Below are 23,137 nucleotides of genomic sequence, written 5' to 3'. Positions count from 1 at the left end.
GTATACGTGGGCTAGTCTCCCGGGATGTCCCTCCTCCTCGCGCCGTGGACCCGGCTGTCGGTGCTCGTCGTGCTGCTGGTGGCGGCCGGTGTGTGCGTGCTGCTGTACGAGCCCCAGCGCATCCTCTCGGAGGGCTGGCCCCCGGGGCTCCCGGTGGGCACGGCGGTCCTGCTGTTCGCAGCCGCATACGGTGTGTGCACAGCCGCCTTCGTGCCGCGCCCCCTGCTCAACCTGGCCGCGGGAGCCGTCTTCGGCACCCAGTTCGGCCTTGTCGCGGCGGTCGGCGGCACGGTCCTCGGCGGCGCGATCTCCTTCGGGCTGGGCCGGATCATGGGCCAGGAGGCTTTGCGACCGTTCCTGCGCGGGCGCTGGCTCCAGGCGGCCGACGGCCAGCTCAGCCAGCACGGCTTCCGCTCGATGCTGGCGGTCCGGATCTTCCCCGGACTGCCCTTCCAGGTGGCCAACTACTGCGCCGCGGTGTCGCGGTGCGGTTGGGGCCCCTTCCTCCTCGCCACGGCGATCGGTGTCGTCCCGAACACGGCCGCGTACGTGGTCGCGGGGGCCAGCGCCGCCTCCCCCGGATCGCCCGCGTTCCTCGTCTCGTTCGGCTTCATCGTGGTCACCGTGGTGGGCGGCGCGGTCGTCGGATGGCGCAAGCGGCACCGCCTGGTGCCCCCTCGCACGCCGGCTCAGGTGACCGAGCTGACGCCCCAGCACCCCCCTGTGGTCAGTGGCGCTTCGCACGGGCCATAGCATCGGACGGAACTGCCCGACGATCACAAGGACGAGCGCACCCCGACATGAGCTGGTTCGAATCCCTAATCCTCGGTCTCGTCCAGGGGCTTACGGAGTTCCTCCCGATCTCCTCCAGCGCCCATCTGCGGCTGACCGCGGCGTTCGCCGGCTGGCACGACCCAGGAGCGGCCTTCACCGCGATCACCCAGATCGGCACCGAGGCCGCCGTGCTGATCTACTTCCGCAAGGACATCGCGCGGATCGTCTCCACCTGGTTCCGCTCCCTCTACACGAAGGCCCTGAGGTCCGAACAGGACGCCAAGATGGGCTGGCTGGTGATCGTCGGCTCGCTCCCGATCGGCATCCTCGGCCTCGTCTTCAAGGACGCGATCGTGGGCCCGGCGCGTGACCTGCGGCTGACGGCCACCACTTTGATCCTGATGGGCATCGTGCTCGGCGTCGCCGACCGTCTGGCCGCCCGCGACGAGGAGGGCGGCCGGCACCGCGCCATCCGCGAGCGCAAGACGCTCGCGCAGCTCGGCGTCAAGGACGGCCTGATCTTCGGTGTCTGCCAGGCGATGGCCCTGATCCCCGGCGTCTCCCGGTCCGGCGCGACGATCTCCGGCGGTCTGCTGCTCGGCTTCACCCGCGAGGCCGCGGCCCGTTACTCCTTCCTCCTCGCGATCCCGGCCGTGCTGGCCTCGGGCGCGTTCGAGATCAAGGACGTGGTGGAGAACCCGGGCCACATCTCCTGGGGTCCGACGATCTTCGCGACGGTCATCGCCTTCTTCGTGGGCTACGCCGTGATCGCGTGGTTCATGAAGTTCATCTCGACCAAGAGCTTCATGCCCTTCGTGATCTACCGGATCCTCCTGGGCATCGTGCTGTTCGTGCTGATCGGCACGGACGTGCTCAGCCCGCACGCGGGCGAGTCCGGTTCCTAGCGGGGCCCCGCTCCACCTGTTCGCGTGAACCGCAGGCCGTTCGGGAACGTTCCCGGGCGGCCTGCGCGTCGTTGTGCCTGAAGGGAACGGAAGGCAAACAGCAGGGGGTGTGCCATGGGTCGAGTGGTGCTGGAGCGGTTTCCCGCCGGAAGTCCGCGGGGAAGCTGGCCCGCCGAGGAGTATGCGGCGCAGCGGATGCGCGAGGGCGTGCCGGCGGAGGTGGTCATGGACCTGGACAGCGACGCGTTCCTCGTCGTGGTCCGGCAGCGGGAGTCCCGTTCCGGTCACTGACCGCCCGCGGGAAGGTCCGGTGGGCGCACGGCCCTTGGCCTCGCGCCCGCGCAGCCCCACACTGACTCGATGACTCAGCGTGTGGATCTCGCGACGGTGATGGACCGGCTGGCGATCGACGAGGTGGTCACGGGCTACGCCGTGGCCGTCGACGACGGTGACTGGGATGCGTACCGGGCCCTGTTCACCGCCTCCGGAAGGGTCGACTACAGCTCGGCCGGCGGGATCGAGGGCCCGGTGGCGGAGGTCGCGGACTGGCTGGCGGAGACGATGACGCTCTTCCCCGTCCGCCAGCACCTGATCGTGAACCGGCTGATCCGGTTGGAGGACCTGGGCGGCTCCCCCGGGGACAGCGCCGAGGTCCGGGCGGACTTCCTCAATCCGATGCGGCTGGCGGGGCCGGACTCCGACGCCGCGGTCACCTCGCCCAACTTCGTCGCCGCCGGGCGCTACGGCTTCGAGCTGGCCCGCACCCGTGACGGCTGGCGGCTCACCCGCGTCACCGTGCACGAGAAGTGGCGGCACATGACCGCCTGAACCGAGCCGGAGCCGCTCGACTCGGCCGGGACGCCGGGCACTGCCACACTGGAAACGGAGGCACGCCATGATCACGATGCGCACGCGGTGGTGGTCCCCTCGATGGCGTGCGCCCGCCGCCGTGGCCGCCGGGGCGTTGCCCGCCCTCGCCTTCCCGGCCCCCGCGCTCTGGTGGTTCGCCTACGCCGCCCTCGTGCCCTGGATGCTGCTGCTGCGGTCGGCCCCCACCGGGCGGCGGGCCGCGCTGGAGGGCTGGCTCGGCGGCGCGGGGTTCATCCTGGCCGTCCACCACTGGCTGCTGCCCAGCCTGCACGTGTTCCTGGTCCCGGTGGCCGCGCTGCTCGGGCTGCTCTGGATCCCCTGGGCGCTCCTGGTGCGGGAGCTCCTCGGCGGGACCCCGGCGGCGGGCCGGGCCTGCTGCGCGCTGGTTCTCGTACCGGCGGGGTGGCTGCTGTCGGAGCTGGTCCGGTCCTGGCAGGGGCTCGGCGGGCCGTGGGGGCTGCTGGGTGCGAGCCAGTGGCAGGTGGCGCCCGCACTGCGACTGGCCTCGGTGGGCGGGGTGTGGCTGGTCAGCCTGCTCGTGGTGGCGGTGAACTGCGCGCTGGTGCTGCTGATCGCGGTGCCGGGGGCGCGGATCCCCGCGGTGGCCGGAATGACCGGGTGCGCGGTGCTGACGGGAGCAGTGTGGGTGTGGGCGGCGCGGCCCGAGGAATCGGGCCGGCTGCGCGTGGCCGTCGTACAGCCCGGCCCGGTGGCGGACGGCCCGGACAGTGCGGAGCGGCGGTTCGACGTCGGTGAGCGGCTGACGCGGCCGCTGGCGGGGCAGCGGGTCGATCTGGTGGTGTGGGGCGAGAGCAGCGTCGGTGCGGACCTGACGGCCCGCCCGGACCTGGCCCGGCGGCTGGCCGTGCTGTCGGCACAAGTGGGGGCCCCGCTGTTGGTGAACGTGGACGCGCGGCGGGCGGACCAGCCCGGCATCTACAAGAGCGCGGTCCTCGTGGGCCCCCAGGGTCCCACCGGCGACCGGTACGACAAGATGCGGCTCGTCCCGTTCGGGGAGTACGTACCGGCCCGTGCCCTGTTCGGCTGGGCCACCTCGGTCGGCAAGGCGGCGGGCGAGGACCGGGTGCGCGGCGACCGACCGGTGGTCATGGACCTGCCCGGGCAGCCGGACGGACCCGGCAGCGTCCGGGTCGGCCCGCTGGTGTGCTTCGAGTCGGCCTTCCCCGACATGAGCCGGCGCCTCACCCTGGACGGTGCCTCCCTGCTCGTCGCCCAGTCGGCGACCTCCTCGTTCCAGGAGAGCTGGGCACCGGCCCAGCACGCCTCGCTGGCCGCGCTGCGGGCGGCTGAGAACGGTCGCCCGATGGTCCACGCCACCCTCACGGGCATCAGCGTCGTGAACGGCCCGTCCGGTGCCCGGGTCGGCGCGGCCCTGCCCACCTCCGCGAGCACGGCGGCCGTGTACGAGGTCCCGCTCGCCCGCGGCACGACCCTCTACGTCCGCTTCGGGGACTGGCCGGTGGCCGCCGCCCTCGCCGCCCTCGCGGTGTACTGCGCGGTGGCGGGCAGCCGTTCGCTCAGGAGGCCTGCTCCAGAGCCGAGCTCACCACCCGCTCGCACAACTCGTGGGTTCGCAGGGCGTCGCGGGCGCTGAGCGTGGTGCCCGCCGCGACCGCCTCCAGGAAGTGGTCGACGACCTGCTCGATGCCGCGCTGGCGGGCGACGGGGACCCAGTCCCCGCGGCGCCGCACGGTCGGCTGGCCCTTGTGGTCGATGACCTCGGCGAGGTTGACGACCTGCCGCTTGGTGTCGCGGCCGGACACCTCCAGGATCTCCTCGGTGGAGCCGGACAGCCGGTTCATGATGCCGAGGGCGGTGAAGCCGGCGCCGGACAGCTGGAGCACCACCTGGTGCATCAGCCCCTCGCGCACCACCGCCCGGACGTCGAAGTGGTCGGCCTCGCCGGGCAGCAGGAACCGCAGGGTGTCGACGACGTGGATGAAGTCGTCCAGCACCAGCGTGCGCGGGTCCTCGGGCAGCCCGACGCGGTTCTTCTGCATGATGATCAGCTCGCGGGCGTGGTCGGCGCACTGCGCGTAGGCGGGCGCGAAGCGGCGGTTGAAGCCGACGGCGAGGGAGACCCCGAGCCGCTCGGCCCGTTCCACGAGCTGCCGCGAGTGCGCGAGTTCGTAGGCGAGCGGCTTGTCCACGTACGTGGGCACGCCGGCTTCCAGCAGCCGCGTGACGATCTCGGGGTGGGCCACGGTGGCGGCGTGCACGAAGGCCGCGTCGAGCCCCTCGGCGAGCAGCGCGTCGAGATCGGCGTGCCGGCGCGCGGCCGGGACGTGGTGGGTGTCGCCGACCCGCTCCAGGGTGTCGGGGTTACGCGTCTGCAGGTGCAGCTCGATGCCCGGGCGGGTGGTGAGGACGGGCAGGTACGCCTTCTGCGCGATGTCGCCGAGTCCGATGCAGCCGACCTTCACCGGGGCCTCCAGGTTGGTTCCTTGTGGGATTCCCGCAGCTTAATCCCTGGTGACCGGGGGCCCGGTTCGCCGAGGACGACCCCCGTGACCACCGGTTCAGGATCACATCGCAACGAACCCGCCACCACCGCCGACGAGCGGGACGTGCTGGACGGGCGGCTCGAACACCACCGCACCACCCTCGTCCGGAAGGGCGCGGGGCTCCAGGACGAACAGCTGCGCCGCACCCCGCTCGCGCCCTCCGAACTGAGCCTCCTGGGCCTCGTACGGCAGATGGCGGAGGTGGAGCTGTACTCCACGAGCGAGGACCCGGACGGCGACTTCCGCTTCACCGAGGCGGCCGACTGGGCCGAGACCGAGCCGGTCTGGCGGGCGGAGGTCGAGCTGGCGCGCCAGGCGCCGCGGGCCGTTCGCTGGACGCGGTCTCGCGGGCCGAGAGCCACCACCGCGGCGAGGTGTTCAGCCTGCGCTGGGTCCACACCCACATGATCGAGGAGTACGCGCGCCACAACGGCCACGCGGACCTGCTGCGCGAGCAGATGGACGGCGCCACCGGCGACCAGGTCGCCTTCCGGGGCGGCCGGGGGCAGCCGCGAGGGCCCTGTCCGGCGGGTGCGTCCGTCACCCGTGCGGGGTGAATTTCGGCTCCGGGTTTTCGCAACGGGGTCCTCGCACAGCAGAGTTGCGCGAGTGCATCCCACCCGAACCACGACAACGCTGCTGCTCGGAGTCGCCTGCGCCGTCTCGGCGGTCTCCGGCTGTGTGCATGTGAGCCCCGGACCCGTGCAGCCCGCGGCGGCCCCCGCCGCCGGGGTACCGCCCCGCCATCAGCCCGGCGGCGGGCCCGGGGCCGCCGCCGTGACCGTCCGGGCGCCCGCCCTGGAGGCGCTGGAGGCCGTGGAGAGCGCCCCGGAGCGGCCCGGGGCCCCGGCGGCCCCCGCGCCCGCCCAGCGGTCCGCACAGCGCCCCGTACCGGGCGGCTCCGGCGGGCCCGTACGGGAGGCTCCGCCGGTCCCGGACATCCCGGAGCCCCCACGGGCCGCCGAGCCCGTCTCCGGGCACCCCGGCGGCCGTCCTCGGCGCCCCCGGCCCGACGCCGAGGCGGAGCGCGAACTGATCCGGAAGCTGCCGGTGCGGCCGGCCGACGTGTGCGCGCTGGGCCGCAGGCACGGTCAGTGGCATCCCGACAGCCCGGAGGCCCGCATCTGCTCGGGCGTCCACGGGGACTGACCGCCCGCGGACCCACGGCCCACGGCCTACTGGGACTGCTCGGGGAACGGCCGGGGGTCAGGTCCGGGTCCGGGTCCGGCTTCCGGTTCTGCGGCCAGGCGCCGCTCCAGCCGGGCGATGGCGGCCCGTACGCCGTTCCCGTACCCGTCGTCGGCCAGCGCTCCGGTGGCCGCGCGGGCCCGGGCCAGGTGGACCCGGGCCGCCTCGGGCCGGTGCAGTTTCACGTAGTCGGCGGCCAGGTTCAGGTGCAGGGACGGGTAGAACACGCGCAACTCGGGATGCGGCTCCCAGCGCGCGGGCCGCCCGTCCCGCGGCGGCCTGGTCCCGGGCTGATCGCCCGGCTGATCGCCCGGAACGTCGCCCGGAAGGTCATCCGTCAGGTCAGCCGGCAGGTCGGCTGCGGCGGTCAGGGCCCGCAGGTCCCAGGCCAGCTCGTCGGCCGGATCGTCCTGGGCGTCGGCCATGTAGTGGGCCAGGGTGCACCGGTGGAGGGAGTCCCCCTCCTCGCCGATCTCGGACCAGATCTCCCCGAGCCGGTTGCGGGCCTCCTCGCGGTCCCCGGCGTGCAGCAGGATGACCGCCTGGCCGATCCTGGTCATGACGGCATCCTGCGACGCCTCCTGCTGCTCCGCCACGGCGGCCTCCGGCTTGCTCTGCCAGACCTGCTCCGGCCTGATCATCTCGAAGCTAGCCGGAGGTACCGGCAATGGCGCCGAGGCGCGGGGGGACGTCAGCCGAGGTCCGGGATCCGCCAGTCGATCGGCTCATGCCCCTGGGCGGCGATGGCCTCGTTGATCTGCGTGAAGGGCCGGGAACCGAAGAACTTCTTGGCGGACAGCGGGGAGGGGTGGGCGCCCTTGACGACCACGTGCCGCTCCTCGTCGATCAGCGGGAGCTTCTTCTGGGCGTAGGCGCCCCACAGGACGAAGACGGCCGGGTCGGGCCGCTCGGACACCGCGCGGATCACGGCGTCGGTGAACTTCTCCCAGCCCTTGCCCTTGTGCGAATTGGGCTCGGCCTCCCGGACCGTGAGCACCGCGTTGAGCAGCAGGACGCCCTGCTCGGCCCACGGCATCAGGTACCCGTTGTCCGGGATCGGCAGGTCGAGCTCCTCCTTCATCTCCTTGTAGATGTTGCGCAGCGAGGGCGGGGTCTTGACCCCGGGCTGCACGGAGAAGCACAGGCCGTGGCCCTGGCCGGCGCCGTGGTACGGGTCCTGGCCGAGGACGAGGACCTTCACCCGGTCGAAGGGAGTGGCCTCCAGGGCCGCGAAGACCTGCTCGCGGGGCGGGTAGACCGGCCCGTTCGCCCGTTCCTTCTCGACGAACTCGGTGAGCTCTTTGAAGTAGGGCTGGTCCAGCTCCCCGCCGAGGACGGGGAGCCAGGACTCGGGCAGCATCTGGGTCACGGCGACAACCTCCGGTACAAGTTCGTGCAACTGCTCCAGAACCTACCGGGGCCCACTGACAATGCGTCGGCCGCCCGGGGCGGCCGACGCACCGGCGGCGGTGCTACCAGCTGGTCTTGCGGTAGAACTCCCACATCTGCATGACGGTCTGCGGGTCGAGCGCCCGCTCGGCGCCCGCGATGTCCTCGCGCGCCGCGACGTACAGCTTGCCCTGCCACAGGGGCAGCAGCCGGACGTCCTCGGCGAAGATCTTCTGCGCCTGCTCGAACTCCTGGACGCCGGCCGACCGGTCACCCTCGCGGCGGGACTTGGGCAGCAGGTCGTTCACGATCTCGGCCGGCTCGTACGGGGTGCCGACCGCGTTCTCCTTGCCGACGAACGGCGCGATGAAGTTGTCCGGGTCCGGGAAGTCGGGGAACCAGCCGCGGCCGAAGATCGGGTACTCACCGCCCTTGTAGCCGGTCTGGAAGGTCTTCCAGGGCTGGCTGCGCAGGGTGATCCGGAACAGCTGGCTCTCGTCCAGCTGCCGCTTGAGCTCGGTGAACTCGTCCGCGGTCGAAGCACCGTAGCGGTCGGTGGTGTACCAGAAGGTCAGGTCGACAGGCTGGGTGATCCCGGCGTCCCTGAGGATCTTCTTGGCCTTGGCCACGTCCGCGCCGCCGTACTTGTCGTAGAAGGGCGTCTTGTGGCCGACGACCCCCTTGGGGACCATCGAGTACAGCGGCTCGGCGGTGCCCTGGTAGACCTTGGAGACGAGCGCGCCGCGGTCGACGATCTGGGCGATGGCCTGGCGGACCGGGAGCTTGGCGACCTGGGGGTCCTTGGGGTTGAAGACCAGGTAGCGGATCTCGGCGCCGACGTTCTCGACGACCTGGACGCCCAGGGCGTGCGAGGCGGGGTTCTGGAGGTCGGTGATCTCCGGGGCCGACAGGCCTCGGTAGGTGGCGTCGATCTCCTTGGACTTCAGCGCCGCGATCATCTTCGGCGAGTCCGCGAAGTAGCGGATGGTCACCGCCTTGTTCTTGCGGTTGGCGAAGCCGGTGTAGTTCGTGTTGCCGGTGAGCACCGCCTCGGCGCCGTCCTTGTACGAGTCGAGCACGTACGGGCCGGAGCCGGTGATCTTGTCGCCCTCGCGGATCTTGTCGGCCGGGTAGTCCTTGGGCGCGACGAGCGAGGCGGCGGGCGAACCGAGGACGTAGGGGAAGGTGGCGTCCGAGGTGTTCAGGTGGAAGACGACCGTCAGCGGGTCCGGCGTCTCGATCTTGTCGAGGGTGCCGAAGAGACCCTTGGGGCCGACGTTGGAGCCGATGGTCCTGATCCGGTCGAGCGAGTGCTTGACCGCCTGGGCATCGAGCGGCTCGCCGTTGGAGAACTTCAGGCCCTTGCGCAGGGTGCACCGGTAGGCCTGGCTCGCCGCGTCCGTGAATTCGCAGCTCTGGGCCGCGTCGGGCTGGGGCTTGCTGGAGCCCGTGGGGAAGGCCAGCAGGGTCTGGTAGACGTTCCGGTACAGCTCCCAGGAGCCGTCCCACGCGGCCGCGGGATCGAGGGTGCTCGGGGTGCTCGTGGTACCGACGACGATCCTCTTCATCTCGTCGCCGTCGTCCTCCGACAGCAGGCCGCATCCGGCGAGCAGGGATATGGACGCAAGGGCCGCAGTGATCTGCAGGCATCTGGTCCGGTTGAACACGTGCACGCTCCTCGATCAGCCAGGGGTGCGGCAGACCCTACCGCAGTGCCTCACGAATCCAATGGGTTGGTTTCGTGAGGCACTTGACCGGTTCCGTGCATATTCGATACGCATTTACCTCCCTTTCGGAGGTGAATACGTCCGATTATCGGTCAGTGGACCCCGGCATTGAGGAACATCCCACCATCGACGACGAGAGTTTGCCCGGTGATCCATTCCGCTTGTGCAGATGTGAGGAACGCCGCCGCCCCGCCGATGTCCTCCGGGAGCCCGAGCCGGCCGAGCGGATAGGCCGCCGCGGCCTCCTGCTCCCGGCCCTCGTAGAGCGCCTGGGCGAACTTCGTCTTGACCACCGCGGGGGCGATCGCGTTGACCCGGACCCCGGGCGCCATCTCGTGCGCGAGCTGGAGCGTGAGGTTGATCATGGCCGCCTTGCTCATCCCGTACGAACCGATGAAGGGCGAGGCGGAGACCCCGGCGATGGACGCGATGTTCACGATCGCACCGCCGTTGTCCTTCTGCCAGGCGTGCCAGGTCCGCTGGGCGAAGCCGAGCGCCGAGATCACGTTGGTCTCGAAGACCTTCCGCGCGACCCCGAGGTCCAGGTCCGCGATCGGCCCGAAGACGGGGTTGGTGCCCGCGTTGTTCACCAGGAAGTCGACGCGGCCGAAGGCCTCCATCGTGCGCTCGACGGCGACGGCCTGATGGGCCTCGTCGTGCGCCTTGCCCGCGACGCCGATCACCCGGTCCGCACCGAGCCGCTCGACGGCCTCCTTGAGGGACTCCTCGTTGCGGCCGGTGATGCAGAGCCGGTCGCCACGGGCGACCAGCGCCTCGGCGATGCCGTAGCCGATGCCCCGGCTCGCCCCGGTGATCAGCGCGACCTTGCCGCTGTCGATACCGCTGTACGTCATGTCGTACGCCCTGTCTCTCGTGGAACCGTCAGCTGAGCGGACCGCCGGCCACGTACATGACCTGGCCGGAGACGAAGCCCGCGGCCTCTCCCGTGAAGAAGGCGATGGCATTGGCGATGTCGTCCGGACGGCCGACGCGCTGGACCGGGATCTGGGTGGCGGCGGCCGCCTGGAAGTCCTCGAAGCCCATGCCGACGCGGGCGGCGGTCTGGGCGGTCATCTCGGTGACGATGAAGCCGGGGGCGACGGCGTTGGCGGTGACGCCGAACTTGCCAAGCTCGATGGCCAGGGTCTTGGTGAAGCCCTGCAGACCGGCCTTGGCGGCGGAGTAGTTGACCTGGCCGCGGTTGCCGAGCGCCGAGCTGCTGGAGAGGTTCACGATGCGGCCGAACTTGGCCTCCACCATGTACTTCTGACAGGCCTTGGACATCAGGAAGGCACCGCGCAGGTGCACGTTCATGACCGTGTCCCAGTCGGTCTCGGTCATCTTGAACAGCAGGTTGTCGCGCAGCACACCCGCGTTGTTGACCAGGATGGTCGGGGCGCCGAGCTCGCTCGCGACGCGCGCGACGGCCGCTTCCACCTGCGCGCCGTCGGAGACGTCGCAGCCGACCGCGAGGGCCTTGCCGCCGGCCGCCGTGATGGCCTCCACGGTGTCCTTGCAGGCCGCCTCGTCGAGGTCGAGTACGGCCACGGCCCGGCCCTCGGCGGCCAGGCGTACGGCGGTGGCCGCGCCGATGCCCCGGGCCGCCCCGGTCACGATCGCGACGCGCTGCTCGGTGGTGGACATGCTGGATCTCCTCGCCCTTGAGAGACGGTCACCCAGAGGTGAGCAACCGCTTAGTAGCTTCAGCTGAGGAGACGCTAGGAGCCCCGGCACCCGGTGTCAACGCCACCCGGTCCGGCCCCGTCAGCGGTCGGGGCGCGGCGCTTCGGGGCAGGTCCCCGAAACGCCGCCGCGACCGTCAGCGGACCAGCAGGTCCAGCAGCCGCTCCACCTCCGCCGCCGGATCGGCCGTCAGGCCGGTGTGCACCGGCCCCGGCTGCACCACGGTGCTGCGCGGGGCGATGAGCCAGCGGAACCGCCGCCCCGCGTCGTCGCCCGCCGCCTGCCCCGCCCCGGCCCCGCCGCCGCACACGCCCTCGACCCCGCGCAGGGCCGCCCGCACCCCGGCCACATCGGCCCCGGGGTCCAGCGCGAGGAGCTTCGCCTCGTCGAGGTGGGTGCGCGCGGCGACGTACGCGTGCGCCCGGCAGTAGACGATCACGCCGGCGTTGAAGCACTCGCCCCGTTCCATCCGGGGCACCACGCGCACCAGCGCGTACTCGAACACGTCCCGCTTGGTCACTCGCTGTCGCTCTTCTTCTGGTGGGTCTTGTGGGGCCATTCCGGCAGGTGGTCGGTGAGCCAGCCGGGAGGTCCGGCAGGCGTCTTCACCTCGGCCTCCAGCGAGATCCTCTCGTGGATCGTGGCCGCGCGCGGCAGCAACGCCTCCACATAGGCGCGGCGCAGCGCGTCGGTGGAGTCGAAGCCCGGCTCGTCGACGAGCCACTCGTCGGGGACGTCGGCCGCGACCTCCGTGAGCAGTTCTTCGGTCACCAGCGGCGCGAGCGCGGCGGCCGCGGCGGCGATGTCCGGGCCCACGGGGGCCAGTACGTGGTCGGAGGCGTTGTAGGGCTTGGCGGCCGCGGCCTCGGCGGTGGGCCAGTTGTGGTGCCAGATCATGGTGGCGCCGTGGTCGATGAGCCAGAGGTCCCCGTGCCAGACCAGCATGTTCGGGTTGCGCCAGGAGCGGTCGACGTTGTTGATGAGGGCGTCGAACCAGACCACGCGCCCCGCCTCGACCGGGTCGACCCGGTACGCGAGCGGGTCGAAGCCGATGGAGCCCGGCAGGTAGTCCATGCCGAGGTTGAGGCCGCCGCTGGCCTTGAGCAGCTCCTGGACCTCCTGATCGGGCTCGCCGAGCCCGATCACGGGGTCGAGCTGCATCTGCACCAGCGTGGGAACCCTCAGCCCCAGCCGCTGGGCCAGTCGCCCGCAGATGACCTCGGCGACCAGCGTCTTGCGACCCTGACCGGCTCCGGTGAACTTCATGACATAGGTACCGAGATCGTCGGCCTCGACGATCCCCGGAAGCGAGCCGCCCTCCCGCAAGGGAGTGACGTAGCGAGTCGCCGTCACTTCTGTAAGCATTTTCCCAGGGTATCCATTCAGCAAGCCTTGCGATCAAAGGGACGCGCCCCTCCCGGACCTGCCTCCGGCTCGGCAGTCCGGGGCCCTCGGGAGGGTCCGGTGCGTTTCGGCCGGCGCCCCGCTCCCCGACCGTCTCCGCGGAGCTTCCCGCCAGAGTAGGCGTCACGGTCGTCGTGTCCCACCGAGATCCCGCGGCTCGACGCGGCCGGGTTTGCGCGGGGCTCACGGAGCGGCCATTAACTTCCGCCCCGTTCACCGTTGTTCGCGGCGCGCGCCGCCAATGTGACGCAATCGTCCGGCAGTTGATCCTGCCGTAATTACGCAGGTAATTCGATCCCCAGGTCGTCCGGCTCCTGCTCGGCACGGGTCAGCGCCATGCTCATCGCATCGCTGTGCCCACGGGCGGCCATGATCACGAGTCCGCTCACCAGGTCGGGCCTGGCCAACGCCAACTCCGCGGCGACCCGCGCACCGAGCGATGTCCCGACGACGTTTCCGTTGGCGAAGCTCCCACCGGAAGCGGTACGCAATGGCTCGCGGAAACGCGGCCGCTTTGCGCGCCACCGCCCTGGACACGGGGCGCTCTTGATACGAGGGCTGAACATCGAAAGCCACCAGGACGCTGCGGCAGCACGTCACTCGCTGACCTCCGAACTCATGGAGGAGGTCGAAGGGTTCGCTCCCCGGCAGCACCGGCGGCCCCGTGTCCCTCGCCGACTCCGTACACGGGGCCTGCAAGGGCATCAGCCTTGCCGTGCTGCCGGCCGGCTCGCCTGGGGCGGTGTTGCTCCCCGATCAACAGTGCCAACGGCCGGCCGACCGCGTCAACGGTCTCTCTCCCTCTCGCAAAGTGCCTGCTCACTGGCCCGTTTCCGGGCTTGCCTGCGACTTCCTCGGCCGGGATAGGGTCGACCGGGTGATGTGGCTCAACGCAATGGACGAACGGACCGCGCGGAAGGAGCAGTCCGCGCCCGCTCCTTCCTTACGGACGGCATTGCGCGACGCGGCTCTGTGGGCGGTGCTCGCCGCTGCCGGATTCGCCGGCTTCTCGGACCGGGCCCAGCCCTCCCCGATGCTGCTCCTCCTCGCCACCCTGGTCCTCGCGGGCGCCGTTCCGGCGAGCCGCCGTTGGCCGGCCGCCGCCTTGTTCGCCGTCAACGGGCTCTGCGCCGTGGGGCTGGCGAACGGTTCCAGCCCGGGCAACGCCTATGCCGTCGCGCTGGCCGTGATGACGTATCTGATGGGGGTCCGCGGCGGATCCCGGCTCAACCCCCTGCTGGTCCTCGCCACATGTCTGGCGGTGGACCTCGCCATCTGCGCGGTGCTCCGCGTCGGCCCCGTCTGGTGGTTCTACACGGTCACCATGCTGCCCCTGGCCCTACTGGTGCCCTGGCTCATCGGCCGCTACCAGCAGGCGCGGAGGTCCCTGGTACGCGGAGGTTGGCAACTGGCACGGAGCCTGGAGGAGCAGCAGCGTTTCACCGCCGAGCAGGCGCGGCTGCGTGAACGCACCCGGATCGCCTCCGACATGCACGACTCCCTCGGCCACGTGCTCAGCCTCATCGCGCTGCGGGCGGGTGCCCTGGAGCTCTCCCCCACGCTGAGCGACCAGGACCGGGAAGACATGGTCGAGCTCCGCAAGGCCGTGTCGGAGGCGGTCGAAGCGCTGCGCGAAACGGTGACGGTTCTGCGCGACAACGGGGAGTCCGGGCCGGCCGGAACCGTGGTCGAGTCGGTCGAGGAGCTGCTGGAGCGGGCCGGTGCGTCCGGCATGGCGGTCGAACTGGAGCGCTCCGGCGAGAGCCCGGCCTTGTCGGCCCTGGTCGGGCGCGCCGTGTACCGCGTCGTCCAGGAAACACTCACCAACGCGACGAAGCACGCTCCGGGCAGCGCGGTCCGGGTACGGATATCCCACGCGCGGGGCTCCACCGAGGTGCGGGTGACCAATTCGGCGCCGCCCGCCGGCCCGCTGCCCGGGATCGTCCCGGGCAACCGGGGCCTGGACGGGCTCCGCGAACGCGTGACGGCCCTGGGCGGCGCCCTGGACGCCCGCCCGTTCGAGGGCGGCTTCCGGGTGACCGCCCGCATGCCCGACCGGGTGGGAGCGACACCCGTCGCGTCGGTGACCCCGCAGGAGGTGGAGCCGTGCCGTGCGGAGTCCGACAGGCGGCTGGGGGCCGCCCGACGCACGGCCTCGCTGCGGTTCGCCGCGGCGTTCGCGGTGCCGGCGGCCATCGCCCTGAGCGTGCTGCCGGCCGCCGCCTACCTCTCGTACCAGCTCTCGTCGTCCGTGCTGCGTCCCAGCGACTTCTCGGCCATCCGCACCGGGCAGCAGCGCGCGGAGTTCGCCGGCCGCCTGCCCGGGCAGGAGTACCCCTATCCGCCCGAGAGCGTGCGCTCGGCCTCCCGGGAGCCCGGCACGTCCTGCGCGTTCTACCGTTCGAACGGGAACCTGCTGGACCAGGTGGACATCTACCGGCTGTGCTACTCCGGTGACAGGCTGGTCTCGAAGGACGTGCTGCCCGGGGAACCGAGCGCCTCCTGAGCCGGGAAGGCGGTCAGGACTTCTTGCGGGCCACCTCTGCCAAGCGATCCGCCACGGCCGCCCCCGATCGTGGCGACGTGTGCCGGAACCGTCAGCAGCTGTTCGTGTTCTGCGTGCAATGGACGGACGTCCACGGTGCCGCTCACGTGCGGCCGCCACGCCTGCTCGCGGTCGTACCCGGCGAACCGCCGTGGCACTTCGGTGGCCTTGAAGAGCAGCATGTCGCCACGGAAGTGCCCCGGCCGGTGGGCCGCCAGGAGTCGGCTGTTGTTGATCCAGACGTCCTTCAGCGCCAGGAGGACGTCCTCTCCCCTCTGTGCGAGCGGGTGATCGTTCTCCTTCAGGAAGAGCATGTACCGCGCGATCAGCCCGTCGCGGTCGGCGCTCAGGTCCGCGGGGTCGTACGCGAACCGCGACGCGGTGAAGTTGCCCTTCCTCGGACTGCGCTTCCCCGGAGCCGGGGTAGGCGTCCACCACGGCGAGCAGTTCGACCTCGTGTCCGCGTGCCCGGAGCTCCACGGCGAGGGCGTGACCCATCACCCCGCCGAACGACCGGCCGAGCGGCCGGTAGGGTCCTTCGGGCTGGATCTCCAGAATGCGGTCGAGGTGCGTCAGGCGTCGCGCCTGCGCAGCACGAGCATCCCCGCGATGTGGGCGGCTACGGCCCAGGCCACGGTGATGAGCAGTCCTGCCAGAGGCGGGTAGGGCCCGTTCTCCTTGCCGAGCATGAAGTTGCCGCCGGCGGTCTGCGGCATGTAGTCGTTGATGACCAGCAGCACCTTGCCGCCGAGCCCGGTCAACATGCTGGGCAGCGCGGAGATGACGAAGAAGAGCACGGCCACCGCAGCAGCCGCCGTGCGCAGTGCGAACGCGACACCCACGGCCATCACACCGACCAGCGCGCAGTACGACGCCATCGCCACGACCTGGGCGATCACCTTGGACGGTTCGAACGCGGCGTGGCCCCGGAACGGGCCCCAGGCGACCGCGGTGCCGATGGCGCCGTACGCGATGCCGACCAGGAAACCGACCACGGCGGCGAGGAGGGCCTTCGCCAACTGGACGCTGTGGCGCACCGGCACCCAGAGCAGAGAGGTCCTGATGCTGCTGGTCGCGTACTCACTGGTGACCATGGTCATCGCGAGGACGAGGACGGCGAACTGGGTCAGGATCACCGAAGAGACCGGTGCGTTGCCCACCGGCTGGAGGGGCTTGTCGTTGATGCGGGCGATCGCCCCGTAGTAGTAGCAGAAGATCCCCGTCACGACGAGGCCCACCAGTAAGCAGGCGTACGGGGTGCGGATGGACCACAGTTTGGCCCATTCCGCCCCCAGCGCACCGGTGAAACCCCCACCGCGGGGGGCCTGGTTCCTGACGGGCGTACCGGCCCTGACTGCAGTCGACATGTCGGTCACGCTCCGGCCTTCTCTTTGCGCCTGTCATCAGCGGTGCCGAACACGGTCCCGCCCGTCCCGTACTCCACGCTCTGCGCCGTCAGTTCCATGTACGCCTGCTCCAGGGACGCGGACACCGTGTGGAGTTCGTGCAGGCGGACACCCAACCGGTGTGCGAGGTCACCGATCTCCTCGACGGTGCGTCCCCGGACGACGAGTTCATCGGGGTTCGGGGACTCGATCTCCGCGGTGCCGTAGGACGTCAGGTGGTCGACGAGCATGCGCATGTCGTCAGGGTCCGGAAGACGCAGGCGCACCGAGGACAGGGAGCTGTTGGCGAGCAGCTCGGACATCGGGGTGTCCGCGAGCAACTTGCCCCGCCCGATGATGACCAGTTGGTCCGCGGTCAGCTGCATCTCGCTCATGAGGTGGCTCGAGAGGAAGACCGTCCGGCCCTCGGCGGCCTGCGAGCGCACCAGCTCGCGCACCCAACGGACGCCGTCGGGGTCGAGGCCGTTGACCGGCTCGTCGAAGATCAGCACTTTGGGGTCACCGAGCAGGGCTCCCGCGACGCCCAGCCGCTGGTACATGCCGAGCGAGAAGGCACCGGCCCGGCGCTTCGCGACCTTGGTCAGGCCGACGATCTCCAGTACCTCGTCCACCCGGCGCAGCGGGATGCCGTTGCTGCGGGCCTGCGCCACCAGGTGGCTGCGGGCCGACCGGGCGGGATGCAGTGCCTTGGCGTCCAGCAGGGTCCCGACCTCGCGGAGCGGGTGACGGTAGGAGGAGTACGGCTTCCCGTCGATGAGCGCCTGCCCCTCGCTGGGGTGGTCCAGGCCGAGAATCATCCGCATCGTGGTCGACTTGCCCGCCCCGTTGGGTCCGAGGAAGCCGGTCACCTGCCCTTCCTTGATATCGAAGGTCAGGCCGTCCACAGCGACTGTTTCGCCGTACCTCTTGGTCAGTCCTCGGAGGGTGATCACAGGGTTTCCCTTCGGAATCTCTTCACTGCGCATCACCCTAGGAACGGCGTCGGGCCGGCACATCGATCGAACGCAAGGAGCACCCGTGACTTTCGTCAGGGGTGCCGTCCGCCGTTGGGAAGAGGTCCTGCCGGATGCCCCGTTTCCAGGGCGATCGCGGAGTCCGCGGACCGGTGGGCGGCACTAGGCTCGGGCCGTGCGACAAGAGCCTCAGGACGAGCCGCAGGACCGGCGGAGGATACGCATCCTCCTGGCCGACGACGAAGCGATGATCCGTGCGGGAGTGCGTTCCATTCTCGCGAGAGCCCCCGAGATGGAGGTGGTTGCCGAGGCCGAGGACGGGTACGAGGCGGTGGAGCTGGCGCGCCGGCACCAGCCGGACGTCGCCCTCCTCGACATCCAGATGCCGCGCCTGGACGGACTGTCGGCCGCGGCGCGGGTGAGTCACGACCGCCCGGAGACCGGGGTCATCATGCTCACCACGTTCGGGGAGGACGAGTTCATCGCCCGCGCGCTTCAGGAGGGTGCGAGCGGATTCCTGCTGAAGGCCGACGATCCCCGTGAACTGCTCAATGGGGTGCGGGCCGTGGCGGCGGGCGGCGCGTACTTGTCCCCGAACGTCGCAGCCCGGGTCATCACGAGGCTTCGCCAGGCCGGCCGGACCTCGTCGGGTGCGTGGTCCCGGCACAGCGTGGAACAGCTCACCGAACGCGAGCGCGACGTGCTGGCCCGGCTCGGCGCGGGCCTGTCGAACGCCGAGATCGGAGCCCGGCTGCACCTGGTGGAGGGCACCGTCAAGGCGCACGTGAGCGCGATCCTGTCGAAGCTCGGGCTGCGCAATCGTGTGGAAGCGGCCATCGCCGCCTACGAGGCCGGGATCATCCGACGCGACTAGGCCGTCCCTTTCGGATCTTGTCGGCCGGCCCGGCAAGATCCGGCAGTTGCAAAACTCCAGGTGCAGGAGGGACGGGTGTTCCGGTTCCTCGAAGCCAACCGCCTCAGCTGCTCGCGCCGTGAGTTCGAGCAGTACTTCCAGTGGGCCGCGGCGCAGTTGCCGTCCGTCCGCTTGGACCCCCGTCGAGTCGGTGACGCTCTGCGGCCGGCACTTCGAGGTCACGTCTGCGGGCGGGGACGTCCGACGACGTGCACCCTCCTCCTCGGATCGGGATCCGAGGCCCACCTGCCCGACTTCGCCAAGCCGTTCGTCGGCAACCCGGTCCTGCACAGCAGCCAGCTGACCGCGGTCCGCCCCGAGTGGAAGGACCGCCGCGTCCGGGTCGTGGGGGGGGCGGGGCAGAGCGGTGCCGAAACCGTCAGCCATCTCCTCTCCGACGAGAAGGTGTTCGACCGAGCCGGATTCGCCCTCCTTCGCACACATGCGCTTCCGGCGTGACCGGCGATGCACAGACGATCTCGGCCCGGGTTGGTCTCACAGCCCCTGCGCGGCCCGAAGTCGCTCGATCTGCCGGAGGACGGGACCCTCCGAGAGGCGCGGGTACGGTTCCGGGCCCATCGCCGACATGTCGACGATGCACGCGCCGACCCGGGCCACGATGCGATCCATGACCTCGGCGGGCTCGTCGGATCCTTCCTCCTTGAAGGTCATCCGGATGTGGATCGTGTCCTCGGGGAACCCCGCTTTGTCGAGGTCCTCGTACCGCACGGTCGCCTTGCGTTCGTCGGAGTCGTCCGAGGGGCAGGCGGCGACAGCCGAGCGCAGCTGGGCGAAGGTGGTCGCAGCCCCTGCCGCCGAATGGGACGCGAGGAGGGTCACGCCCGGATTTCCGGGCCCGCCGGCGTCGAAGGTCTGGGCGACGGCGGCCTGGGCACCCTTCTGGTTGAGCAGGCCCCACATGGTGGGACACGGGGGCGACGACGGTTCCGCCCGGGGTAGGGGCCTCAGCTCGGACGGGTCCACGTCCCGGACCCCGTGCTGGGGGTCCGAGACCCCGACGGCCTCGCCCGGCTGCAGCACGAGCTCCCGCAACCGCGCGGTGTCCGGCACTTCGCCGACCGCCCCGCGCGTCGGCAGGGGAACGGTAGGGGACGTCGCCGGATCCGTCTGCGGCCTCGAGGGGGCTTCTTGCGTCCCTGCTGGTACGTGGTCGGCAGTCACGGATGCCGGACGGCCGGAGCATGCGGAAAGCACGAGGCAGCTGGCGGCCACCGCCAGGACGGAGACATGGCGCTTGAACATCAGAGGAGCCCCCCGGCAACAAGTCGATCAGGATGATCCGCACCGAACAGTAGCCGTGCCCCATGCCGTGGCTCCGACTCGCATCCGGTACTGGGTCCCTGACCGCCGTACGTCCTCCGTCTCGACTCGATCCGCCGCTCCCGCTTGCCGCGTCAGCGCGTGGGAGCCCACTGGTCGAGGAGCTCTTCGGCGGTGGTGATCGCCGCCACCAGCGCGAGCGAGTTGCGGATCACCTCCGCGGTGCAGGAGGCGGGCACGCCGGCGATGGCGTCGGCGGGGACCACCACCCGGTAGCCGAGGTTCACCGCGTCGAAGACGGTGTTCGGGATGGCGATGTTGGAGGAGACCCCGGTGACGACGAGGGTGCGGACGCCGAGGTTGCGCAGCAGGGCGTCCAGGTCGGTGCCGGCCATCGGGGACAGCCCGTGCAGCCGCCGCACCACCAGGTCCTGCTCGGCCACCGTGATGGGAGCGGCGACCTCCACCGCCCGGCTCCCGGTCAGCTGGCGCACGGGCAGCCGCTCCGCGGCCCGGAACAGCCGGGCGTTGGTGTTCGCGCCGAGCCCGTCGGGCCGTCGCTCGGCGACCGCGTGCAGCACCTGGACGCCGGCTCCGCGCGCGGCGTCGACCAGCGCGGCCACCCGTTCCAGCATCCCCGAGTCCCGGGCCTCCTTCGCCAGCTCGGGCAGCGCGCTCTCCTCGCCGACGACACCGTTCTGGCACTCGACGGTGAGCAGCGCGGTGGTGGCGGGATCGAGATCCGGCATGGCTCCCCCTGGCGTGGCGACGGAAGAGCCCTCATGATTCCTGACACACAGTCAGATGTGAAGGGGTGCAGGACGGATGGACGTGGACGGGGCACGAACCGGAACCTCGCAGCGGCGGGGCCGGCGCATCATGATGAGCGACGCGGAAGTGGACTCCTTCCTGCGCGAGCAGAAGACCTGCCGGGTCGCGACGGTCTCCCCCGACGGGCGCCCGCACGTGGGCGCCCTGTGGTTCGCGTGGGACGGCAGCTCGCTGTGGCTGTACTCGATCACGCGCAGCCGCCGCTGGTCCGACCTGAGCAAGGATCCGCGGATCTCGGTGGTCGTGGACTCCGGCGAGTCGTACGACGAACTGCGCGGGGTGGAGCTGTCCGGCAGCGCCGTCTTCGTGGGCGAGGCCCCGCGCACCGGCGAGCCCTGCCCCGAGCTCGCGGAGGCCGAGCGGATCTTCCCGGTCAAGAACTTCGGCATCGAGGAAATGCCGCACGACGGGCGGCACGCCTGGATCCGGCTGACCCCCGACTCGATCGTCTCCTGGGACTTCCGCAAGCTGTAGGGGGTCGCGTCCGACCCGCGGAACTGCTGACCTACCGAAGGCCGGCGGCCGCCTGCTGCAGGGCGTCGACCGCGGCCCGGATGGAGGGCCTGCGGTCGGCGTCCGCGCGCCAGACGGCGTACACGTGCCGGCGTACGCTGTCGCAGACCGGCAGCAGCCGCACGCCCGGCGGCACCGGGCCGCGGCCCAACTTCGGCGCCACGCACACGCCGAGTCCGGCCTCCACGAAGGCCAGCTGGGTGTGGTGCTCCTCGGCAATGTGGGCGATGCGCGGCTCGATGCCCGTACCGCGCAGGGTGAAGACGAGCCACTCGTGGCAGAACTGCCCCTCGTTCCAGGAGATCCAGTCGTCGTCGCCGAATTCGGCGAGGGAGATCCCGGACTTCCCCGAGCTCGCGGTCCGGTCGGCCAGCCGGTGGCCGGCCGGGACCGCGATGTCGACGGTGTCGTCCAGCAGGTGGGTCCGGGTCAGCTCGGCGGGCACCGGCATCCGCTTGTTGTGCCAGTCGATCGCCAGGGCCAGGTCGAGGTCCCCGCGCACGACGGCCGCCATGCTCTCCGTGGGCTCCTGCTCGCGCACCCGGACCCGCAGCTCCGGATGCCCGGCCCGCAGTGCGGCCAGGGCCCGGGGCAGCAGCCCGCGCATGGCGGTCGGGAAGGCGCCGATCCGCAACTCGCCCACGGCGCAGCCCCGCTGGGCCTCGACGTCGGCCTGGGCGAGCTCCACCTGCGAGATGATCCGGGCGGCGTGATCGGCGAGCAGCCGCCCGGCGTCGGTGAGCCGGACCCCGCGCCCGTTCCTGGCCAACAGCGGCTGTCCGACCTCGCGCTCCAGCTTGGCCAGCTGCTGGGACACGGCGGAGGTGGTGACGTGGAGGCCGTCGGCCGCTCCGCTGACCGAGCCGTGGCGGGCGAGGGCGTCCAGGGTGCGCAGGCGCTCCAGGTTCAACATGTAAGCAATGCTACGACGCCACCCCGAGAAACTCTCGCTTGTCCTACGAAGTTGATGCGCGCAAAGTAAGGGCATGAGCGCACCGACCACCGCCGGGCCGCCCCTCCCGGCCGACTCTCCGCCCCCGGCCTCCCCCACCACGACCGCCGCCTCCACCAGCGGCCGACGCCGGGGCGGTCTCCTGGACTGGCGGGTCCGGTTCGCGATCCTCTCGGTCGTCTGGGGCTTCAGCTTCCTCCTGATCAAGGTCGGCACGGAGGCCTACGCACCCTTCCAGGTGGCTCTGGGCCGGGTCCTGTTCGGCGCGCTCGCCCTCCTCACCGTGCTGCTGGTCCGCCGCGAGCCGCTCCCCCGGGGACTGCGCACCTGGGGCCACCTGACGGTGGCGGCGCTGCTCCTCAACACCGCCCCGTTCTCGCTCTTCGCGTACGCGGAGCTGAGCATCCCCTCCAGCCTGGCCGGCATCTGCAACGCCACCTCGCCGCTGTGGGGCATGGCGCTGTCGCTGGTCGCACTGTCCGAGGACCGCCCGACGCGCCGCCGCGTCGCCGGACTGGGCCTGGGCTTCCTCGGCGTCCTGACCGTGCTCGGCGCCTGGCAGGGGTTCTCCGGTGTCGACGCCAAGGGCACCGCGTTCGCCCTGCTGGCGTCCCTTTGCTACCCCGTCGGCTGGATCTACGTCCGGCGCACGCTGGCCGGGACCCCCGGCTCCCCGGTGGCCCTGACCGGCGGCCAGCTCATGGTCTCCACGCTCCAGCTCGCGCTCGCGAGCGCCGTGTTCAGCTCGGCCCCGAGCTCGTTCCCGCTCTGGCCGACCCTGTCGGTGATCGCGCTGGGCGCCCTCGGCACGGGCATGGCCCTGCAGATGCAGTACGGGCTGGTGACGGAGGTCGGCCCGACCACCGCCCAGATGGTCACCTACTTCATCCCGGTCATCGCCACCACGGCCGGCGTCCTGGTCCTCGGCGAACAGCTCCACTGGAACACCCCGGTCGGCGCCGCGATCGTCCTGGCCGGCGCGGCCCTGACCCAGACCCGCCCCGGAGCCCGCAAGCCCGCCTGACCCTCCCCGATCCTCCGGGCGGCGCGCACCCCACCCCAACGGCTCGGCCGACCGCCGGGCCCTACCGGGCCGGGTGGCGTCCGCAAAGTAGCGCCGGCCACGGCCACCCGAAGGGCGGGCCCCGCAGCGTCCGGTGCCGCGCATCTCCCCCAGCTACCGCTGGGAGGGACCCCGGGGCGGAGGGGCGCCCGTGTACTGGACGTACTCGGGCACGCCCGACAAGGCGGCCAGGCGCGGTGCCGGGCGTCGCGGGC

General features: G+C 71.3%; 26 protein-coding genes and 2 pseudogenes. 12 read left to right on the top strand and 16 right to left on the bottom strand.

Translation table 11 applies throughout. The annotated features are described in order from the left end of the window. The first annotated feature begins 24 nt into the window (after positions 1 to 24). The 5 genes from OG594_RS14965 to lnt all read left to right on the top strand — a co-directional run bounded on the left by OG594_RS14965 (position 25) and on the right by lnt (position 4,164). Positions 25 to 753: a TVP38/TMEM64 family protein gene (locus OG594_RS14965; protein ID WP_266598992.1), complete on the top strand. Its 729-nt coding sequence runs from the start codon at positions 25 to 27 to the stop codon at positions 751 to 753. A gap of 47 nt (positions 754 to 800) precedes the next feature. Then, positions 801 to 1,679: an undecaprenyl-diphosphate phosphatase gene (locus OG594_RS14960; RefSeq protein ID WP_266598990.1), complete on the top strand. Its 879-nt coding sequence runs from the start codon at positions 801 to 803 to the stop codon at positions 1,677 to 1,679. 114 nt (positions 1,680 to 1,793) lie between these two features. Beyond that, positions 1,794 to 1,970 carry a hypothetical protein gene (locus OG594_RS14955; protein ID WP_181382610.1) on the top strand — a complete coding sequence of 59 codons (177 nt, stop codon included), beginning with the start codon at positions 1,794 to 1,796 and terminating at the stop codon, positions 1,968 to 1,970. Positions 1,971 to 2,039: 69 nt separating this feature from the next. Beyond that, positions 2,040 to 2,507, top strand: a complete 468-nt coding sequence (locus tag OG594_RS14950) for a nuclear transport factor 2 family protein (protein WP_266598987.1) — start codon at positions 2,040 to 2,042, stop codon at positions 2,505 to 2,507. A gap of 67 nt (positions 2,508 to 2,574) precedes the next feature. After that, positions 2,575 to 4,164 (top strand): apolipoprotein N-acyltransferase, encoded by a 1,590-nt coding sequence (lnt, locus tag OG594_RS14945; protein ID WP_266598985.1) that lies wholly within the window; start codon positions 2,575 to 2,577, stop codon positions 4,162 to 4,164. Here lnt and OG594_RS14940 read toward each other — a convergent pair. Beyond that, the gene (locus OG594_RS14940) at positions 4,088 to 4,993 is read right to left on the bottom strand and encodes a Gfo/Idh/MocA family protein (protein WP_266598983.1); all 906 of its coding nucleotides are present in this window, start codon (positions 4,991 to 4,993) and stop codon (positions 4,088 to 4,090) included. The genes lnt and OG594_RS14940 overlap by 77 nt on opposite strands. Before the next feature lie 84 nt (positions 4,994 to 5,077). On the opposite strand from OG594_RS14940, the pseudogene OG594_RS14935 reads away from it, so the two are divergent. Continuing rightward, positions 5,078 to 5,553: pseudogene (locus tag OG594_RS14935) on the top strand (DinB family protein); the annotation flags it as partial. 130 nt (positions 5,554 to 5,683) lie between these two features. Then, positions 5,684 to 6,223 carry a hypothetical protein gene (locus OG594_RS14930; RefSeq protein ID WP_266598981.1) on the top strand — a complete coding sequence of 180 codons (540 nt, stop codon included), beginning with the start codon at positions 5,684 to 5,686 and terminating at the stop codon, positions 6,221 to 6,223. 26 nt (positions 6,224 to 6,249) lie between these two features. On the opposite strand, the gene OG594_RS14925 is transcribed toward OG594_RS14930, so the two are convergent. The 8 genes from OG594_RS14925 to OG594_RS14890 all read right to left on the bottom strand — a co-directional run bounded on the left by OG594_RS14925 (position 6,250) and on the right by OG594_RS14890 (position 12,956). Then, entirely contained in the window at positions 6,250 to 6,903 is a 654-nt protein-coding gene (locus tag OG594_RS14925) for a hypothetical protein (RefSeq protein ID WP_266598979.1), read from the bottom strand. Positions 6,904 to 6,953: 50 nt separating this feature from the next. Then, a complete protein-coding gene (locus tag OG594_RS14920) occupies positions 6,954 to 7,622 on the bottom strand; it encodes a uracil-DNA glycosylase (protein ID WP_189746257.1) in 669 nt (222 codons plus the stop codon). Positions 7,623 to 7,734: 112 nt separating this feature from the next. Continuing rightward, complete coding sequence (locus tag OG594_RS14915) at positions 7,735 to 9,318, bottom strand: ABC transporter substrate-binding protein (protein ID WP_266598977.1); 1,584 nt, start codon at positions 9,316 to 9,318, stop codon at positions 7,735 to 7,737. A 152-nt stretch (positions 9,319 to 9,470) separates the two neighbouring features. Then, positions 9,471 to 10,232, bottom strand: a complete 762-nt coding sequence (locus OG594_RS14910) for an SDR family oxidoreductase (protein WP_266598975.1) — start codon at positions 10,230 to 10,232, stop codon at positions 9,471 to 9,473. 28 nt (positions 10,233 to 10,260) lie between these two features. Further along, positions 10,261 to 11,022, bottom strand: a complete 762-nt coding sequence (fabG, locus tag OG594_RS14905) for a 3-oxoacyl-ACP reductase FabG (RefSeq protein WP_266598973.1) — start codon at positions 11,020 to 11,022, stop codon at positions 10,261 to 10,263. Positions 11,023 to 11,197: 175 nt separating this feature from the next. Then, positions 11,198 to 11,581 carry a DUF3037 domain-containing protein gene (locus tag OG594_RS14900; RefSeq protein WP_266598971.1) on the bottom strand — a complete coding sequence of 128 codons (384 nt, stop codon included), beginning with the start codon at positions 11,579 to 11,581 and terminating at the stop codon, positions 11,198 to 11,200. Beyond that, complete coding sequence (locus OG594_RS14895) at positions 11,578 to 12,426, bottom strand: HipA family kinase (protein WP_266598969.1); 849 nt, start codon at positions 12,424 to 12,426, stop codon at positions 11,578 to 11,580. Before OG594_RS14895 ends, OG594_RS14900 begins: the two co-directional genes overlap by 4 nt. 317 nt (positions 12,427 to 12,743) lie before the next feature. Beyond that, positions 12,744 to 12,956, bottom strand: coding sequence for an alpha/beta fold hydrolase (locus OG594_RS14890; protein ID WP_266598967.1), 213 nt, complete (start codon positions 12,954 to 12,956; stop codon positions 12,744 to 12,746). A gap of 389 nt (positions 12,957 to 13,345) precedes the next feature. Between OG594_RS14890 and OG594_RS14885 the strand changes: the two genes are divergently transcribed. Next, positions 13,346 to 14,971, top strand: a complete 1,626-nt coding sequence (locus OG594_RS14885; protein WP_266598965.1) for a sensor histidine kinase — start codon at positions 13,346 to 13,348, stop codon at positions 14,969 to 14,971. Here the strand turns inward: OG594_RS14885 and OG594_RS14880 are convergent. From OG594_RS14880 to OG594_RS14870, 4 genes and pseudogenes are all read right to left on the bottom strand, one after another. Beyond that, positions 14,911 to 15,324, bottom strand: a complete 414-nt coding sequence (locus tag OG594_RS14880) for a hypothetical protein (protein ID WP_266598963.1) — start codon at positions 15,322 to 15,324, stop codon at positions 14,911 to 14,913. The genes OG594_RS14885 and OG594_RS14880 overlap by 61 nt on opposite strands. Before the next feature lie 94 nt (positions 15,325 to 15,418). Further along, positions 15,419 to 15,568: pseudogene (locus OG594_RS47355) on the bottom strand (thioesterase domain-containing protein); the annotation flags it as partial. Positions 15,569 to 15,582: 14 nt separating this feature from the next. Continuing rightward, positions 15,583 to 16,377, bottom strand: coding sequence for an ABC transporter permease (locus OG594_RS14875; protein WP_266598961.1), 795 nt, complete (start codon positions 16,375 to 16,377; stop codon positions 15,583 to 15,585). A gap of 5 nt (positions 16,378 to 16,382) precedes the next feature. After that, complete coding sequence (locus tag OG594_RS14870) at positions 16,383 to 17,348, bottom strand: ABC transporter ATP-binding protein (RefSeq protein WP_266598959.1); 966 nt, start codon at positions 17,346 to 17,348, stop codon at positions 16,383 to 16,385. 244 nt (positions 17,349 to 17,592) lie between these two features. On the opposite strand from OG594_RS14870, the gene OG594_RS14865 reads away from it, so the two are divergent. Both OG594_RS14865 and OG594_RS14860 read left to right on the top strand, forming a co-directional pair. Next, on the top strand, positions 17,593 to 18,243 hold the full coding sequence (locus OG594_RS14865) for a response regulator transcription factor (RefSeq protein ID WP_323185305.1): 651 nt from the start codon (positions 17,593 to 17,595) through the stop codon (positions 18,241 to 18,243). 60 nt (positions 18,244 to 18,303) lie between these two features. Beyond that, positions 18,304 to 18,741 (top strand): SidA/IucD/PvdA family monooxygenase, encoded by a 438-nt coding sequence (locus OG594_RS14860; protein ID WP_266598957.1) that lies wholly within the window; start codon positions 18,304 to 18,306, stop codon positions 18,739 to 18,741. A 36-nt stretch (positions 18,742 to 18,777) separates the two neighbouring features. Here the strand turns inward: OG594_RS14860 and OG594_RS14855 are convergent, their stop codons facing one another. Next, complete coding sequence (locus OG594_RS14855) at positions 18,778 to 19,353, bottom strand: hypothetical protein (protein ID WP_266598952.1); 576 nt, start codon at positions 19,351 to 19,353, stop codon at positions 18,778 to 18,780. 344 nt (positions 19,354 to 19,697) lie between these two features. Then, positions 19,698 to 20,312: a cysteine hydrolase gene (locus OG594_RS14850; protein WP_266598950.1), complete on the bottom strand. Its 615-nt coding sequence runs from the start codon at positions 20,310 to 20,312 to the stop codon at positions 19,698 to 19,700. Positions 20,313 to 20,442: 130 nt separating this feature from the next. Between OG594_RS14850 and OG594_RS14845 the strand changes: the two genes are divergently transcribed. Continuing rightward, on the top strand, positions 20,443 to 20,868 hold the full coding sequence (locus OG594_RS14845) for a pyridoxamine 5'-phosphate oxidase family protein (protein ID WP_266602910.1): 426 nt from the start codon (positions 20,443 to 20,445) through the stop codon (positions 20,866 to 20,868). A gap of 31 nt (positions 20,869 to 20,899) precedes the next feature. On the opposite strand, the gene OG594_RS14840 is transcribed toward OG594_RS14845, so the two are convergent. Continuing rightward, positions 20,900 to 21,820, bottom strand: coding sequence for a LysR family transcriptional regulator (locus OG594_RS14840; protein WP_266598948.1), 921 nt, complete (start codon positions 21,818 to 21,820; stop codon positions 20,900 to 20,902). A gap of 73 nt (positions 21,821 to 21,893) precedes the next feature. Here OG594_RS14840 and OG594_RS14835 point away from each other — a divergent pair, with 73 nt between their 5' ends. Then, positions 21,894 to 22,883 (top strand): DMT family transporter, encoded by a 990-nt coding sequence (locus tag OG594_RS14835; protein WP_266598946.1) that lies wholly within the window; start codon positions 21,894 to 21,896, stop codon positions 22,881 to 22,883. The last annotated feature ends 254 nt before the right edge of the window (positions 22,884 to 23,137 follow it).

It is taken from the genome of Streptomyces sp. NBC_01214, assembly GCF_026340975.1.
In the GTDB taxonomy this organism is placed as follows: Bacteria; Actinomycetota; Actinomycetes; order Streptomycetales; family Streptomycetaceae; genus Streptomyces.
The sequence above is the reverse complement of the archived record's forward strand: the minus strand, read 5'-3'. Positions and strand labels throughout refer to the sequence as shown.

What these genes read in the sequence shown, in the direction of transcription:
- OG594_RS14965 (WP_266598992.1), top strand. Translation starts at nt 25, where the DNA reads ATGTCCCTCCTCCTCGCGCCGTGGACCCGGCTGTCGGTGCTCGTCGTG.
- OG594_RS14960 (WP_266598990.1), top strand. Translation starts at nt 801, where the DNA reads ATGAGCTGGTTCGAATCCCTAATCCTCGGTCTCGTCCAGGGGCTTACG.
- OG594_RS14955 (WP_181382610.1), top strand. Translation starts at nt 1,794, where the DNA reads ATGGGTCGAGTGGTGCTGGAGCGGTTTCCCGCCGGAAGTCCGCGGGGA.
- OG594_RS14950 (WP_266598987.1), top strand. Translation starts at nt 2,040, where the DNA reads ATGACTCAGCGTGTGGATCTCGCGACGGTGATGGACCGGCTGGCGATC.
- lnt (WP_266598985.1), top strand. Translation starts at nt 2,575, where the DNA reads ATGATCACGATGCGCACGCGGTGGTGGTCCCCTCGATGGCGTGCGCCC.
- OG594_RS14925 (WP_266598979.1), bottom strand. Translation starts at nt 6,903, where the DNA reads ATGATCAGGCCGGAGCAGGTCTGGCAGAGCAAGCCGGAGGCCGCCGTG.
- OG594_RS14920 (WP_189746257.1), bottom strand. Translation starts at nt 7,622, where the DNA reads ATGCTGCCCGAGTCCTGGCTCCCCGTCCTCGGCGGGGAGCTGGACCAG.
- OG594_RS14910 (WP_266598975.1), bottom strand. Translation starts at nt 10,232, where the DNA reads ATGACGTACAGCGGTATCGACAGCGGCAAGGTCGCGCTGATCACCGGG.
- fabG (WP_266598973.1), bottom strand. Translation starts at nt 11,022, where the DNA reads ATGTCCACCACCGAGCAGCGCGTCGCGATCGTGACCGGGGCGGCCCGG.
- OG594_RS14895 (WP_266598969.1), bottom strand. Translation starts at nt 12,426, where the DNA reads ATGCTTACAGAAGTGACGGCGACTCGCTACGTCACTCCCTTGCGGGAG.
- OG594_RS14885 (WP_266598965.1), top strand. Translation starts at nt 13,346, where the DNA reads ATGTGGCTCAACGCAATGGACGAACGGACCGCGCGGAAGGAGCAGTCC.
- OG594_RS14880 (WP_266598963.1), bottom strand. Translation starts at nt 15,324, where the DNA reads ATGCTCTTCCTGAAGGAGAACGATCACCCGCTCGCACAGAGGGGAGAG.
- OG594_RS14875 (WP_266598961.1), bottom strand. Translation starts at nt 16,377, where the DNA reads ATGTCGACTGCAGTCAGGGCCGGTACGCCCGTCAGGAACCAGGCCCCC.
- OG594_RS14850 (WP_266598950.1), bottom strand. Translation starts at nt 20,312, where the DNA reads ATGCCGGATCTCGATCCCGCCACCACCGCGCTGCTCACCGTCGAGTGC.
- OG594_RS14845 (WP_266602910.1), top strand. Translation starts at nt 20,443, where the DNA reads ATGATGAGCGACGCGGAAGTGGACTCCTTCCTGCGCGAGCAGAAGACC.
- OG594_RS14840 (WP_266598948.1), bottom strand. Translation starts at nt 21,820, where the DNA reads ATGTTGAACCTGGAGCGCCTGCGCACCCTGGACGCCCTCGCCCGCCAC.
- OG594_RS14835 (WP_266598946.1), top strand. Translation starts at nt 21,894, where the DNA reads ATGAGCGCACCGACCACCGCCGGGCCGCCCCTCCCGGCCGACTCTCCG.